The sequence below is a fragment of the Diaphorobacter oryzae DSM 22780 genome, assembly GCF_059568935.1.
In genome coordinates this window covers 1-15,280 of sequence record NZ_JCANUL010000007.1, presented here as the reverse complement: position 1 = coordinate 15,280, position 15,280 = coordinate 1, and the positions used below count along the sequence as shown (strand labels likewise).

Annotated in this window: 9 protein-coding genes and 1 rRNA gene; 7 read left to right on the top strand and 3 right to left on the bottom strand. The window is 70.5% G+C overall.

The genetic code is table 11. The annotated features are described in order from the left end of the window. Positions 1-177 precede the first annotated feature (177 nt). From bufB to BP68_RS12265, 3 genes are read left to right on the top strand one after another with little or no spacing between them, the layout of a single operon-like run. The gene (gene bufB, locus BP68_RS12275) at positions 178-1,020 is read left to right on the top strand and encodes an MNIO family bufferin maturase (protein ID WP_496372118.1); all 843 of its coding nucleotides are present in this window, start codon (positions 178-180) and stop codon (positions 1,018-1,020) included. Beyond that, on the top strand, positions 1,011-1,784 hold the full coding sequence (locus BP68_RS12270; protein ID WP_496372116.1) for an HvfC/BufC family peptide modification chaperone: 774 nt from the start codon (positions 1,011-1,013) through the stop codon (positions 1,782-1,784). The genes bufB and BP68_RS12270 overlap by 10 nt, the downstream gene beginning before the upstream one ends. 9 nt (positions 1,785-1,793) lie before the next feature. After that, a complete protein-coding gene (locus BP68_RS12265; RefSeq protein ID WP_496372114.1) occupies positions 1,794-2,276 on the top strand; it encodes a DoxX family protein in 483 nt (160 codons plus the stop codon). 10 nt (positions 2,277-2,286) lie between these two features. Here BP68_RS12265 and trxC read toward each other — a convergent pair whose 3' ends face one another. Next, positions 2,287-2,727, bottom strand: coding sequence for a thioredoxin TrxC (trxC, locus tag BP68_RS12260; protein WP_496372112.1), 441 nt, complete (start codon positions 2,725-2,727; stop codon positions 2,287-2,289). Positions 2,728-2,942: 215 nt separating this feature from the next. Here trxC and BP68_RS12255 point away from each other — a divergent pair, with 215 nt between their 5' ends. The 3 genes from BP68_RS12255 to BP68_RS12245 all read left to right on the top strand — a co-directional run bounded on the left by BP68_RS12255 (position 2,943) and on the right by BP68_RS12245 (position 7,312). After that, positions 2,943-4,637 (top strand): Calx-beta domain-containing protein, encoded by a 1,695-nt coding sequence (locus BP68_RS12255; RefSeq protein ID WP_496372110.1) that lies wholly within the window; start codon positions 2,943-2,945, stop codon positions 4,635-4,637. Between the two features lie 4 nt (positions 4,638-4,641). After that, entirely contained in the window at positions 4,642-5,763 is a 1,122-nt protein-coding gene (locus BP68_RS12250) for a hypothetical protein (RefSeq protein WP_496372108.1), read from the top strand. Positions 5,764-5,899: 136 nt separating this feature from the next. Then, entirely contained in the window at positions 5,900-7,312 is a 1,413-nt protein-coding gene (locus BP68_RS12245) for an IPTL-CTERM sorting domain-containing protein (RefSeq protein ID WP_496372106.1), read from the top strand. A 6-nt stretch (positions 7,313-7,318) separates the two neighbouring features. Here the strand turns inward: BP68_RS12245 and uvrA are convergent, their stop codons facing one another. Beyond that, a complete protein-coding gene (uvrA, locus tag BP68_RS12240; RefSeq protein ID WP_496372104.1) occupies positions 7,319-13,186 on the bottom strand; it encodes an excinuclease ABC subunit UvrA in 5,868 nt (1,955 codons plus the stop codon). A gap of 369 nt (positions 13,187-13,555) precedes the next feature. Here uvrA and BP68_RS12235 point away from each other — a divergent pair, with 369 nt between their 5' ends. Next, the gene (locus BP68_RS12235) at positions 13,556-14,668 is read left to right on the top strand and encodes an ABC transporter substrate-binding protein (RefSeq protein WP_496372102.1); all 1,113 of its coding nucleotides are present in this window, start codon (positions 13,556-13,558) and stop codon (positions 14,666-14,668) included. A gap of 351 nt (positions 14,669-15,019) precedes the next feature. Here BP68_RS12235 and rrf read toward each other — a convergent pair. After that, positions 15,020-15,132: ribosomal RNA gene (rrf, locus tag BP68_RS12230) — 5S ribosomal RNA — on the bottom strand. Positions 15,133-15,280 lie beyond the last annotated feature (148 nt).

Sequence of the window (15,280 nt, the reverse complement as noted above, 5' to 3'; positions counted from 1 at the left end):
CCCCCTGTGTCGCTTCGCTCCTTCCCCCCGCTCTCGCAGCGCTGCGCGCGGCGGGCAGGGGGACGCTCCCAGCGCGGCGGGGCGGCCCTTGCGCGGGAGCCCTGGCCTTCACCGCGCCAGATTCAAACGGAGCGGGCGAAGCGCGACCGAGCCACCGACATGACACAGGAACACGCCATGAAGCCTCTTCTCACTGCGGGCCTGGGCCTCAAGCCCCAGCACTATGACGAGGCCCTGCACTGCACCGCCAGCGGGCTGTGGTGGGAGGTGCACCCCGAGAACTACCTGGCCGACGGCGGCCCGCGCCTGGCCTGGCTCGAAGCCATCCGGGCGCGGCATCCGGTGTCGCTGCATGGCGTGTCGCTCTCGCTCGCGGCCGATGCGCCGCCCGATGCGGAGCACCTGCGGCGCCTGGCGCAACTGGCGCGGCGCATCGAGCCGGCGCTGGTGTCCGAGCACCTGGCCTGGTCGGCCTGGCGCGGGCGCTACCACCCGGACCTGCTGCCCTTTCCGCGCACGCACGAGGCGCTGGCGCGCATTGCGGCCAACATCGGCGCCACGCAGGACGCCCTGGGCCGCACCATCGCCATCGAGAACCCCACGCACTACCTGCACATCGAGGGGCACGACTGGAGCGAGACCGACTTCCTGGCCGCGCTGGTGCGCCGCACCGGCTGCGGCCTGCTGCTGGACGTGAACAACGTGTACCTCAGCGCCCACAACCTGGGCACCTGCGCCCACGACTACCTGGACGCCTTTCCGGTGCAGGCCATCACCGAGATCCACCTCGCGGGCCACCACGCCGACCCGCGCCTGGGCGACGCGCTGCTCATCGACAGCCACGACGCGCCCGTGGCCGAACCCGTGTGGGCGCTGTACGAGCGCCTGATCGCGCGCACCGGCCCCCGGCCCACGCTGATCGAGCGCGACGACGCCATTCCGCCCCTGCCCGAGCTGCTGGCCGAGCGCGAGCGCGCGCACCGCATCCTCACCACCCCGAAGGCCCTGCCATGCACCTGAGCGACTTCCAGGACGGCCTGGCCGGCGCCCTGCTGCCCCCGCCCGGCGCCGGCGCACCGCCGCCCGCCTGGCTGGATGCGCTGCTCGCCCAACCCGGCTTTGCCGTGTACCGCAACACCGTGGCCAAGGGCTGCATCGACGCACTGCAGGCCAACTACCCGGCCGTGCACGCCCTGGTGGGCACCGACTGGCTGCGCGCCGCGGCGCATGCCTTCGTGCACCGGCACCCGCCGCAAGACGGGCGGCTGATGGGCTATGGCGCGGGCTTTGCCGATTTCCTCGACCAGTTCGCGCCCGCCGCCCACCTGCCCTACCTGGGCGCCGTGGCGCGGCTGGACCGCTGCTGGACCGAAGCCCACCTGGCCGCCAACGCCCCCGCACTGCAGGCCGCGTGGCTGGCCCAGCAGCCGCCCCAGGCACTGGCGCCGCTGCGCCTGCAGCCCCACCCGGCCGCCCGCTGGCAATGGTGCGCGGAACACCCGGCCTACCGCCTGTGGCACTGCCAGCGCGAGGGGCTGCCCTGGGACGCCAGCCTGCCGTGGCAAGGCGAAGGCGCGCTGCTGACGCGCCCGCACGACGCCGTGCAATGGGCGCCGCTGCCGCACGCGGGCTGCACGCTGCTGGACGCCTGCGCCGCGGGCGCCCCCTTGGCGGACGCCGCCGCCCAGGCACTGCAGGCCGACCCTGCCGCCGACCTGGCCGCGCTCATGGCGCTGCTGCTGCGCACCGGCGCCCTGCGCGCGCCCGACATTCCGTTGAACTAGGAGAGCACCATGCACACCGCCCACACCCCCACCGGCACGGCCACCGCGCCCCCCTCCGGCTTGCGGGGGCGGTGGAACGGCCTGGCCCAACGGCTGGAGCAGTTCACGCCGCACGGCCTCATCGCGCTGGCCGCACGCCTGGCGCTGGCGGGCATTTTCTGGATGTCGGGCCGCACCAAGGTCGAAGGCTGGTTCACGATCACCGACACCACCTACCTGCTGTTCCGCGAGGAATACCAGCTGCCGCTCATCCCCCCGGAATGGGCGGCGCCCATGGCCACCGTGGCCGAGCATCTGTTCCCGGTGCTGCTGGTGCTGGGGCTGGCCACGCGCCTGTCGGCCCTGGCGCTGCTGGGCATGACGCTGGTGATCCAGGTCTTCGTGTACCCCGACGCCTGGCCCACGCACCTGTCGTGGGCGGCGTTGATGCTCTACCTGGCCGGGCGCGGCGCGGGCGCGGCCTCGCTCGACCGCTGGCTGGGCCTGCGCTGAACCCCGCGCATCACAGCACCGAGCGCACCCAGCGCTCAATGTCCGCCGCCCCCAGGGCTCCCGAAATGCGCGCGACCTCGCGCCCGCCCTTGAACAGCACCATGGTCGGAATGCTGCGGATGTTGTAGGGCGCCGCCACCTGCGGGTGCGCCTCGGTGTCGAGCTTGGCCAGCCGCACCTGCGGCTCCAGCGTGCGCGCCGCCTGGGCAAAGGCCGGCGCCATCTGGCGGCAGGGCCCGCACCAGGGCGCCCAGAAGTCCACCAGCACCGGGATGTGGTTGCGGCCCACATGCCGGTCGAAGCTGGCTGCGTCCAGGGCCAATGGCGCCCCGGTGAACAAGGGCTGGTGGCAACTGCCGCAGTCGGGCTGGCTGCCCAACTGCGCGGCCTGCACGCGGTTGGTGGTGTGGCAATGGGGGCAGACGATGTGCGGCGCGTCGGGAGTGTTCATGGGCGGAGCCTTGGAAGGTGATTCCCCTGCACCTGCGGCCCACCGGCCGGTTTTCAATGCCCGTGGCCGCGCAGGCCACCCGTGCCGCCCCCTTCGGCGCCCGCAGCCGCCCAATGGATGGCAGGCCCGGGGCACCCGCCGTACCCCTTGGGGGAATGGCGCGCGCGCCGCCTTCTTCGAACAATCGCGCGGCCCCCATTCCCAACCCACCGCGCATGAAGATCGCCCGCCCCCTCCTCCTGGCCGCCCTGCTGGCCGCCGCCACGGCCGCCCAGGCCGACACCCTCACCTTTCCCCAGGCTGCAGCGCCATGCAACACCACGCTGCAGGCCTGCGTGAACGCCGCCGCCAGCGGCGACACCATCGAGCTGGCCACCAACGCCCTGATCGACGAGAGCGTCACCATCGACCAATCGCTGACCGTGCGGGCGGCGCCCACCTACAGCCCCGGCGTGCGCGCCCTGGTGGCCCTGGCCGGCGCGGCCGACCTGCAGGTGGCGTTCGGCGGCCTGCATGGCAGCACCCGGCTGATGGGCATCCTGGGCCCCGGCGGCGGCAGTTTGGACTTCACGGCCACGGGCAACCAGCTGGAGAACGACTTCGGCTCCTCCATCGAAGTGCGCCACAGCACCCACGACGGCACTTATGGCACGCTTACGGCCGTGATCACCGACAACACCATCATCCAGCGGCGCGGCGGCGGCTCGTGCGCGAACCCGATCATGGTGCATGCCCACCAGGCCAGCGCCGTCTCCGCCACCATCGCCCGCAACCGGATCACGGCGGTGAACCTGACGGAATGCGCCCTGGTCGACCTGTACACCACCGCCGGCCCGTTCCACCTGCTGGCCCAGCACAACTACCTTCGGGGCACCGGCGGCTTCAACAACGGCATCTCCCTGCGCAGCCTGGGCAGCGCGGTGACGGCGGCCATCCTCAACAACGTCATCAGCGGCCAGAAGAACCACGCCGGCGGGCCCGCCGCCATCATGCTGAACGCCGAAGACAACGGCGCCCACATCGCCGCGCAAGTGCTGCACAACACCATCGCGGGCAACGACGTGGGCCTGATCGCCAACGCCCGCACCGACCTGGGCGCGCGCCTGACGGGCCGGCTGGCCAACAACATCTTCGCCCACCATGCCCGCCACGCCTTCTGGCTGGACGACGAGCGCGTGCCCGGCTTTCTGGACAGCCACAACCTGGTGTTCGCCGCGCCGCCGCTGCCGCCCGCGGGCGGCCCGCGCCCCTACGGGCCGGGCACGCGCACGGGCGATCCCCGCTTCGCCGACCCCGAGCCCGGCGACTTCTCCCTGCTGCCCGACTCCGACGCCATCGACTACGGCAGCGACGCGCTGGCCGACGCCCGCGTCACGCAGGACCTGCTGGGCCGGCCGCGCCGGGTGCGCACCGTGGACATGGGGGCCTATGAATTCCAGGGCACGCCGCTGCCCCAGGTGCACATTGCCAGCGCCTCCGTCACCGAGGGCCGCGCGGGCGGCACGGCGCAGCTGCGCTTCACCGTCACGCTCTCGGCCGTGCCCGCCGCGCCCGTCAGCCTGAACTGGCGCACCGCCGACGGCACGGCCACCGCACCCGCCGACTATGCCAGCGACCTGGGCACGCTCACCTGGGCGGCGGGCGACAACAGCCCGCGCACCATCAGCATCAGCGTGCGGGGCGACGACGACCCCGAGCCCAGCGAAACCATGCAGGTGCTGCTGGAGGCCATCGCCGGCGCCACCGCCGCCACGGCGCAGGCCCGCGGCACCATCGTCAGCGACGATGGCCCCTCTGGCGCGGTCGCCGTGCCCGCGCTGGGCGCTGCAGGGCTGGCCGCCATCAGCACGCTGCTGGCCGGCGGCGGCGCCCTGGCCGCGCGGCGCCGCCGGGGCCGCAGGCAGGACTGACGCCATGTCCACGCGCCCCCGCCTGTGGCACGAACTGGACATGCTGTGCCGCCTGGGCCTGGGCCTGGCGCCCATCGCGCCCGACGTGTGCCGCCTGCTGTGCGCGCTGGTGGGCGCTGACGAGGCGGCGCTGTTCTGGGTGGACGAACACGGCCTGCCCGAGGGTTTCTTCCACGAGGGCGCGCCCGCCGCCGTGCAAGACCTGTTCCTCAACGAGTTCGAGCGCCTGTTCCAGGGCGCGGGGGAGACCAACGTCGTCGCCCTGGCCCAGGCCGACGGCCCCGCCGTGGGCCGCCTGCTGTCGCCCGATGCGCGGTACTTCCGCTCCAACACCTACAACCTGCTCATCCGCGCCTGCGGCCACCACCACACGCTGGACCTGCGCGTGGAGGCCCAGGGCCGCACGCGCGCGGTGGCGCTGCTGTTTCGCACCCAGGGCCGGGGCTTCGGGCCCGAGCACGTGGCGCTGCTGTCGCGCGCCTCGGCCAGCCTGCAGCGCGCCTTCGCCCGCGCCCCCGCCCCCTGCAACGCCAGCAAAGACGGCCCCGAGGGCCATGTGCTGCTGGACGCCACCAGCTTCCGCCCCGTGCTGGCCGACGCCACCGCCATGCAGCTGCTGCAGGATGCCAACCTGCGCGGCCTGGGCCTGCGCGGCCCCGCGGGCGGGCCACTGCCGCCCAACCTGGCCTGGCAGCTGGGCCTGCGGCTGCACCCGCGCCATGGCTTCCAGCCCAGCGAGGCGCGCATTCCCGTGCCCCACGGCCTGCTGGCCGTGCGCGTCCATGCGCTGCGCTCCCCGGCCGTCGCCCCCACGGCCCCGCCCGCGCAATGGCTGCTGACCCTGCAGCTGCAGCGCCCGCAGCAAATCGACGTGGTGCGCCGCGTGCTGCAGCTGCCCCTGTCGCCCCTGCAACGCGAGATCGCCGCCCTGGCCGGCCTGGGCCACGCGCGCGCCGAGGCCACCACGCTCACCGGCGTGGGCAGCGCCGCGCTGAAGAAGCACATGCGCCTCATCCTGGAGGCCACAGGCGCGAGCGACTGGGAGGAGCTGGCAAGCCGCCTGCAGCACAAAAATGCAGCAAAACAAGGCCATAGCCCTTATACGCCAAGCGCCAATAGCTATTAAATAAATAGCAAACCTGCCGCAATGGCAGGCCCGGTGGGCGGCACCCCGCGCGGAAGGATTGAACCCCTTGGGGGAATGGCATGGCCGGGGGCGCGGCCAAAGAATCCGGGGCTCCTGCAACCCCAGAAGCTCCCCCATGAAACCCTGGATACTCGCCGCGTTCGCGGCCCTGGCCTCGGCCCACGGTCCTGGCGCGCATGCCGACGTGGCCTACCGCTTCCTCTCGGGCACGTACAGCGCCATCGACAACTACAACCCTCCTTGCAGCGCCGGCACCTGCATCGCCCTGCCCACCGACGGGCAGGTGCAGGGTTACTTCGTCACCGCATCGCCGCTGCCGCCCAACCATTCGATCGCCACCGACATCAGCGCACAGGTCACCCGCTGGTCGTTCAGCAATGGCGCCATCGGGCTGAGCAGCACCCCCGCGCGCCCGGACATGCGCGTGCATGGCTTCAAGGTCGCCACCGATGCCAGCGGCAACATCACCCAGTCCATCATCACCGTGAGCCGCTGGGCCAACGGCCTGGCCGGCCCGCACGCCGACGGCGACCTGGTGGAGTACATCAACGTCAACACCCACGGCGGCGGCACCACCATGCTCAACACGCCCTGCCTGGGCCGTGCCACGGTGGGTGGCGTGAGCGACGTGTGCGTGATGTTCGGCAGCACCGCCACCGCCCCGGCCGCCTCCGGCGCCGCCTACCCCGACGGCGGCGCCTGGACGCTGGACGCCCCGCGCCCGGCCTTCAGCGCCACCACCATCAGTGCCGTGGAGGGCTTTGCGGGCACCCAGGTGCTGGTGTTCACCGTCACGCCGGACAAGCCATCCGCCACCGAGCCCATGCGCCTGGACTGGCGCACCGTGAACGGCACGGCCAGCGCCGGCAGCGACTACACCGCAGCCAGCGGCACGCTGACCTGGGCCCCCGGCAACAGGGACCCCCAGCGCATCGAAGTCACCATCCACGGCGACACGGTCCCCGAGGCGAACGAGAGCTTCACCGTCGAGCTGTCGAACTTCGTCGGCATGGCGCCCGGGGCGGTCACCACGGCCACCGGCACCATCGTCACCGACGATGCGGCGGCGCCCACCGTGACCCTGGGCAACGCCAGCCTGGCCGAAGGCCACATGGGCACGGCGCTGATGAGCTTCACCGCCACCCTCTCGGCCACGCCCACGGCCACCGTCACCATGGACTGGAGCACCGCCAACGGCACGGCCAGCGCCGGCAGCGACTACACGGCGGCCACGGGATCGCTGCACTGGGACGCGGGCGACGACCTGGCCAAGACCTTCACCGTGGCCATCCACGGCGACACCACGGCCGAGGCGAACGAAACCTTTACCGTCACCCTGTCCAATCTGTCGGGCGCCACCGCCGGCGCCGCCACCACGGCCACGGGCACCATCACCAACGACGACGCGGCCCTGCCGCCGCCTGCCGGCGGCGTGCAGGCGGTGCCCACGCTGTCGCAGTGGGGCATGCTGGTGCTGTCCGCCGTGCTGGCGCTGGGGGCGGTGCTGCGCCTGCGGCGCAGGGCCTGAGCGCCGTCAGGCGCGCGCCAGCACCGGCGCCAGCGCCCGGCCGGTGTGCGTGCCCAGGCGCACCACGTCCTCGGGCGTGGCGGCGGCGACGATGGTTCCGCCGTCCTTGCCGCCCTCGGGACCGAGGTCGATGATCCAGTCGGCCTCGGCGATCACGTCGAGGTCGTGCTCGATCACCACCACGCTGTGGCCGCCATCCACCAGGCGGTGCAGCACCTGGATGAGCTTGTGCACGTCGGCCATGTGCAGGCCCACGGTGGGCTCGTCCAGCACGTAGAGCGTGTGCGGGCTTTTCTGCCCGCGCCGGCCCACGTCGTCGCGCACCTTGGTCAGCTCGGTCACCAGCTTGATGCGCTGGGCCTCGCCGCCGGACAGCGTGGGGCTGGGCTGGCCCAGCGTGAGGTAGCCCAGGCCCACGTCCTTCAAGAGCTGCAGCGGGTGGGCGATGCTGGGCATGCTGGCGAAGAACTCCACGGCCTCGTCCACCTCCATCTGCAGCACGTCGCCGATGCTCTTGCCGCGCCAGGTGACGGCCAGCGTCTCGGGGTTGAAGCGCGCGCCGTGGCAGACCTCGCAGGGCACCTTCACGTCGGGCAGGAAGCTCATCTCGATGGTGCGCACGCCCTGGCCTTCGCAGGCGGGGCAGCGGCCCTCGCCGGTGTTGAAGCTGAAACGGCCCGGCGCGTAGCCGCGCGCCTTGGCCTCCAGCGTTTCGGCGAACAGCTTGCGGATGGTGTCCCAGAAGCCGATGTAGGTGGCCGGGCAGCTGCGCGGCGTCTTGCCGATGGGGGTCTGGTCCACCTCCAGCACGCGGTCGATGGTCTCGAAGCCCTGCAGCCCGGTGCAGCCGGCCAGCGCGGGCGCCTGGCCCGCGTCCATGGCGTCGCGCCCGGCCTTGGTGGCGCGCTGGCCCACCCAAGCGGCCACATTGGCCAGCAGCACGTCGCGCGCCAGCGTGGACTTGCCCGAGCCGCTGACGCCGGTGACGGCCACCAGGCGCTTGAGCGGCACACGCGCCGTGACGTCCCGCAGGTTGTGCAGCCGCGCGCCCAGCACGGTCAGCCAGTGCTGGGCTTGCGAATCATTTTGGCCTGCGGCGCTTTGTGGTCGAGCGTCTGAAGCTATGTTTTCAATAGCATTTACCGCGCGCCGGGGCTGCAGCGGATGGCGCATGGCGTGCAGCAGGTAGCGGCCGGTCTGCGAGTCCGGCGCGGCCTGCAGATCGGCCACCGAGCCCTGCGCCACCAGGCGGCCGCCGCGCTTGCCGGCGCTGGGGCCGATGTCGATGATGTGGTCGGCGCGGCGGATGGTGTCCTCGTCGTGCTCCACCACCACCAGGGTGTTGCCCTTGTCGCCCAGCTTGTGCAGGGCGTTCAGCAGGATCTGGTTGTCGCGCGCGTGCAGGCCGATGGTGGGCTCGTCCAGCACGTAGCACACGCCCTGCAGGTTGCTGCCCAGCTGCGCGGCCAGGCGGATGCGCTGCGCCTCGCCGCCGCTGAGCGTGGGCGCGCCGCGGTCCAGCGTGAGGTAGGACAGGCCCACCTCCTCCAGGAATTCCAGGCGGCTCTGGATCTCGGGCACCAGGTCGCGGGCGATCTCGGCCTCGCGCCCGGACAGCTGCAGCCCCGCGATCCACTGGCGCACCTCGGCCACGGACAGGCGCGCCACCTCGGTGATCGGCGTGCCCGCGAACCGCACGGCGCGCGCCACGGGGTTCAGGCGCGTGCCCTGGCAGCTGGGGCAGGCGACGTCGGCCACGTCCTCCACCTCGGGCTCGGCAAAGGTCTGCTCGCGCCCCTTGTCCTTGTCGCCCAGCACCGAGTCGTCGAGCTGCTTGCGCTGCTCGCGCGTGAGCTGCACGCCCGTGCCCACGCAGTCGGGGCACCAGCCATGCTTGCTGTTGTAGGAGAACAGGGAAGGCTGAAGCTCGGCATAGCTGGTGGCGCACACGGGGCAGGCGCGCTTGGTGGAAAACACCTGCAGCCGGCCGATGTGCGCCGTGGGCGTGCCCTCCTGCAGCGCCTGTTGCAGGCCGTCCAGGCCGCTGAGCACATGCACCACGCCCTTGCCCAGCTCCAGCGCCTTGGCCAGCTGCGTGCGCAGCTCCGCCTCGTGCTGGGGCGACACGTCCAGGCTGGCCACGGGCAGCTCAATGGTGTGCTCCTTGAAGCGGTCGATGCGAGGAAAGCCCGAGGTCGGCAGGAAGTTGCCGTCCACGCGCAGGTGGGTGTAGCCGCGCGGGCGGGCCCAGTCGGCCAGCTCGGTATAGACGCCCTTGCGGTTCACCACCAGCGGCGCCATCAGCCCGATGTGCTGGCCCTTGAACTGCGTCAGCAGCTGGGCGGCGATGCTCTCGGCCGTCTGCGGCTGCACGGCCGCGCCGTCGTGCACGCAGTGCTGCACACCCAGCTTGACGTACAGCAGGCGCAGGAAATGCCAGACCTCGGTGGTCGTGCCTACCGTGCTCTTGCGGCCGCCGCGCGACAGGCGCTGCTCGATGGCCACCGTGGGCGGGATGCCGTAGACGGCGTCCACCTCGGGCCGGCCCGCGGGCTGCACGATGGAGCGCGCGTAGGCGTTCAGGCTTTCCAGGTAGCGGCGCTGGCCCTCGTTGAACAGGATGTCGAAGGCCAGCGTGGACTTGCCCGAGCCGCTCACGCCCGTGACCACGTTGAAGCGGCCACGCGGTATGTCCAGCGTGAGCTGCTTCAGGTTGTGTTCCTTGGCGTTGATGATTTCAATGGCATTTTTGGCATGTGGCGCGCTTCCACCCTGCGCAAGCAGCTTCTCTTTTCGTAGCACGGCCTGCCGCTCGTGCACCGAATGGCCGCCCTCGCCCAGCGCCTGCTCGTATTCGCGCAGGGCCTGCGCGGTGTGCGATTGCGGGTGGTGGCGCAGGTCCTCGGGCGCGCCCTCGGCCACCAGCTGGCCGCCGGCGTCGCCGCCCTCGGGGCCCAGGTCGATGATCCAGTCGCTGGCGCGGATCACGTCCAGGTTGTGCTCGATGACGATCAGCGAGTGCCCCGCGTCCAGCAGCTTGCGCAGCGCGCGCATGAGCTTGGCGATGTCGTCGAAGTGCAGGCCGGTGGTCGGCTCGTCGAACAGGAACAGCGTGCCCTTGCGCGCGATGGGCTGGCGCGACTTGGCCTGGCTGCGCGCCGCCTCCGCCAGAAAGCCCGCCAGCTTCAGGCGCTGCGCCTCGCCGCCGGACAGCGTGGGCACGGGCTGGCCCAGCTTCACGTACTCCAGGCCCACGTCCACGATGGGCTGCAGCGCGCGGATCACGTCGCGGTCCTTGGCGAAGAGCAGCGCGGCCTCGTGCACGGTGAGTTCCAGCACGTCGGCCACGTTGAGCAGATGCCCGCCGCGCTCGATGCGCACCTCCAGGATCTCGGGCCGGTAGCGCCTGCCGTCGCAGTCGGGGCAGCGCAGGTACACGTCGGACAGGAACTGCATCTCCACATGCTCGAAGCCCGAGCCGCCGCAGGTGGGGCAGCGCCCGTCGCCCGAGTTGAAGCTGAACTTGGCGGCCGTGTAGCCGCGCTCGCGGGCCAGCGGCGCGACGGCGAACAGCTCGCGGATGGTGTCCCACGCGCCCACGTAGCTCACGGGGTTGGAGCGCGCCGTCTTGCCGATGGGCGACTGGTCCACGAACACCACGTCGCTCAGGTGGTCTGCGCCCAGCAGCCGCTCGTGCGCGCCGGGCGAGTCCGTGGCCTTGCCGAAGTGGCGCATGAGCGCGGGCGCCAGCACGTCCTGGATCAGCGTGGACTTGCCCGAACCGGACACGCCGGTGATGGTGACCAGGTGCTGCAGCGGGAACTCGACGTTCACGTCCTGCAGGTTGTGCTCGCGCGCGCCTTCCAGGATGAGGCGCGGCGTGGCCTGCGTCACCAGGCGCTTGAGGCCGGTGCCGATCTGGCGGTGGCCGCCCAGGTACTGGCCGGTGAGCGTGGGGGCGCGGCGCAGCTGGCCCACGGTGCCGTCGAACACGATCTCGCCACCGCGCTCGCCGGGGCCGGGGCCGAAGTCGATGATGCGGTCGGCCGCCAGCATCACGGCCGGGTCGTGTTCCACCACCACCAGGGTGTTGCCGGCGTCGCGCAGGCGCAGCATGGCCTCGGTGATGCGGTGCATGTCGCGCGGGTGCAGGCCGATGCTGGGCTCGTCCAGCACGAACAGCGTGTTGACCAGCGAGGTGCCCAGCGCCGTGGTGAGGTTGATGCGCTGCACCTCGCCGCCCGACAGCGTGCGGCTTTGCCGGTCCAGCGTGAGGTAGCCGATGCCCACGTCGCACAGGTACTGCAGGCGCGTGGCGATTTCCCCGTGCAGCAGCTTCAGGGCCTGGGCCTCGCCGCTCTTCAAGCCATTTTGGCCCTCTGTGCCCGCTCCATAAGCGTCAGCAGCTATTGAATCAATAGCGCCCGATGGCGCCGCCCAGCGCGCGAAGAAGCGCCGCAGCCGTTCGATGGGCAGCAGCATCAGGTCGTGCAGGCACAGGCCCGGCAGGGCCTCAAGCTGCGCGCGGCTCCAGGCCACGCCCTGCGGCATGAAGCGCTGCGCGGGCGGCAGCACGGCGTCGGCATCGTCCTTGCTGCCCACGCGCCACAGCAGGCTCTCGGTCTTCAGGCGCGCGCCCGCGCACACCGGGCAGGGCGTGTAGCTGCGGTACTTGGACAGCAGCACCCGGATGTGCATCTTGTAGGCCTTGCTCTCCAGGTACTCGAAGAAGCGGCGGATGCCGTACCACTGCTTGTTCCAGTTGCCGCTCTTGAAGCCGGGCGTGCCCTCGATCACCCAGTGCTTTTGCTCCGCAGTGAGCTTGTACCAGGGCGTGTCGCGCGGAATGCCCGCGGCCTCGGCGTAGCGCATGAGGTCGTCCTGGCATTCCTTCCAGGCCGGCGTCTGGATGGGCTTGATGGCGCCGGCGCGCAGGGTCAGCCGCTCATTCGGGATGACCAGGCCCCAGTCCACGCCGATCACCCGGCCAAAGCCGCGGCAGGTGTCGCAGGCGCCCACGGCGGAGTTGAACGAGAACATCGAGGCGATGGGCTCGGCGTAGCGCAGGTCGCTGTCGGGGCAGTGCAGGCCCGTGGAGAAGCGCCACAAGTCCCAGGCCCCCGCGCTTCCCGCCGCGCCCTGGGATGGCCCAGCGCCGCCGCCAGGCTCGCCTTCTTCCCGCAGGCGGTAAACGGTCAACCGGCCGCTGCCGCGCTTGAGCGCGATCTCGATGGCCTCTACCACGCGCGCACGCTCGGCGTTGCCGAGCCGAAAGCGGTCGGCCACCACGTCGAGCAGCTTCTTGCCCTCCTGCTCGCGCTCGGCCTGCACCTTGGTGAAGCCGCTGGCGGACAGCCATTGCGCCACCTCGTCGGGCGTGGTGTTGGCGGGCAGTTCCACGGGAAAGGTGACGACCAGGCGCGGATCGCCCTCGGCGGCGCTGCGCCGCTGCAGCTCGCCATAGATCGTGTCGGGCGAGTCGTGGCGCACGGGCTGCGCCGTCTGGCGGTCGAACAGCTGGCCCGCGCGCGCGAACATCAGCTTCAGGTGGTCGTTCAGCTCCGTCATCGTGCCCACGGTGGAGCGGGAGCTGCGCACGGGGTTGGTCTGGTCGATGGCGATGGCCGGCGGCACGCCCTCCACCTTGTCCACGGCGGGCTTGTCCATGCGGTCGAGGAACTGGCGCGCGTAGGCGCTGAAGGTTTCCACGTAGCGGCGCTGGCCCTCGGCGTACAGCGTGTCGAACACCAGGCTGGACTTGCCCGATCCGCTGGGGCCGGTGACCACCGTCAGCTCACCCGTGCGGATGTCCAGATCAAGGTTCTTGAGGTTGTGCTGGCGCGCGCCGTGGATACGGATCAGTCCCTGGGTCATGAACGGCTCTTTCTGCAGTGAGGCGGAACATTCTAGGTGCCGTCCTCGCCATGTCCGGCATGCGGGGGCTCCGCGTCGCCCGGCAAAAGACAGGCTGCGCGTTGTTCGGCGACAACGATCGTGCACACACCGTGCAGGCGGCATCTGCAGGCGCCGTCGAGGGGAAGCCCCGTCCACGCACGCGCGGACCATCACATCCATGCAGATGACCGCTTGCCACGAAGGGAAGGCCGCGCAATAGTGCTGGGTCTTGTCCGTCCGCCGCCCCAGGCGGCAGTGCAAACGGTACGCACCACCGGACAGGAGCGGCCCCGGCCGCCCGCCATCAACGGCACCACAACACCATCCATAAAAATCGGAGGCAATTCAATGAGGAACTGGCAGAGGGCCACAGCGCTGGCCGCGCTCGTAGCCACCATGGGCATGTCCGCCCAGGCGCAGGTACTGATCGGGCAAACCGCTGGGTTCAGCGGCATCGTCGCCTCGGGCGTGCAGGAAACAACCGACGGCGCCCGCCTGTACCTGGACATGGTGAACGCGCGCGGCGGCGTGCATGGCCAGAAGATCGAGCTGATCTCTCTGGACGACAAGTTCGATCCCAAGCTCGCAGCCGAGAACGCCCGCAAGCTCATCGAGGAGCAGAACGTGACCGCCATGTTCCTCACCCGGGGCACGCCCCACAACGAGGCCATCGTGCCGCTGCTAGACAAGCATGGCGTGGCCCTGGTGGGCCCGTCCACCGGCGCCATGGTGCTGCACAAGCCGGTGCGCAAGCATGTCTTCAACGTGCGCGCCACCTACCAGCGCGAGGCGGAAAAGGCCATCACCCACCTGGCATCGATGGGCATCACCCGCATCGGCGTGGTGCTGGCCGACGACAGCTTCGGAGCCGACGGCCTCGCGGGCGCCCAGCGCGGCCTGGAGCAGGCCAAGCTGCAGCCCGTGGTGCTGGAGAAGTTCAACCGCGCCAAGCCGGATTTCGCGCCGATCGCGGCCAAGGTGGTCCAGTCCCAGGCGCAGGCCGTGCTCATGCTCGCCTCCGGCTCCGCCGTGGTGGACGGCTATACGGCATTCCGCAACGCGGGATCGGGCACACAGATCGTCACCCTGTCGAACAACGCCTCCTCGGGATTCGCCAAGAGCCTGGGCAACAATGCCCGCGGCGTGATCGTCACCCAGGTCTTTCCCAACGAACGCTCCAGCCATTTCCCCCTGGTGCGCGAAGCCCATGATCTGGCCAAGTCCAAGGGCAAGGAGATCAGCCCGGCCATGCTGGAGGGCTACGCCGCCGCCAAGGTCTTGGTGGAAGGACTGCGCCGCGCCGGCGCCAAGCCTTCGCGCGAAAAAGTGCAGACGGCGCTCGAATCCATCCAGAAGTTCGACCTGGGCGGCCTCGACATCACCTACGGCCCCGACGATCGCACGGGCCTGGACTTCGCCGACCTGTCCATCATCGGCACGGACGGCAAGTTCCGCCGCTGAACGCGGTCGCACACTTGCAGTAGTGGGGCAATCCCGCCCACCCGACACCGACCGGCGTCGGGTGGGGTTGCGGGAGTTATCTTGACGAAGGGCTGAAATCCGGACCCCAGAGAGGGGCCGTTGAGTTGCTTCGGCCTTGTGTAAAAGTTATCCAGCAAGGCCCCCGAGTACCTCACTGCATCGAATTGATCGGCCGTGCCTCTTGAGGCTTCATCGCAAGGCCTTCCCAGCCGACCGGAAGCTGCCCTTCATCAGAATATCGCGCACACGCTGCGCATTTCTGTTTCCCCGATCCCCCAAGCAAAACGCCCCCCAACTCGATAGAGCTGGAGGGCGGTTTGGGCTGTAATAGCCTGACGATGACCTACTTTCACACGGGGATCCGCACTATCATCGGCGCGAAGTCGTTTCACTGTCCTGTTCGGGATGGGAAGGAGTGGTACCAACTTGCTATGGTCATCAGGCATAACTTGTTGCGGCGCAGGTTTGATGTCTGCGCTGCGAATTCATAGAGTCTTGGAATCAGGGTTTTGTATTTGATTGCGTGCTTGGCATAACAGTCTTGACTGCATTAGTCAAAGTTATAGGGTCAAGCCGCACGGGCAATTAGTA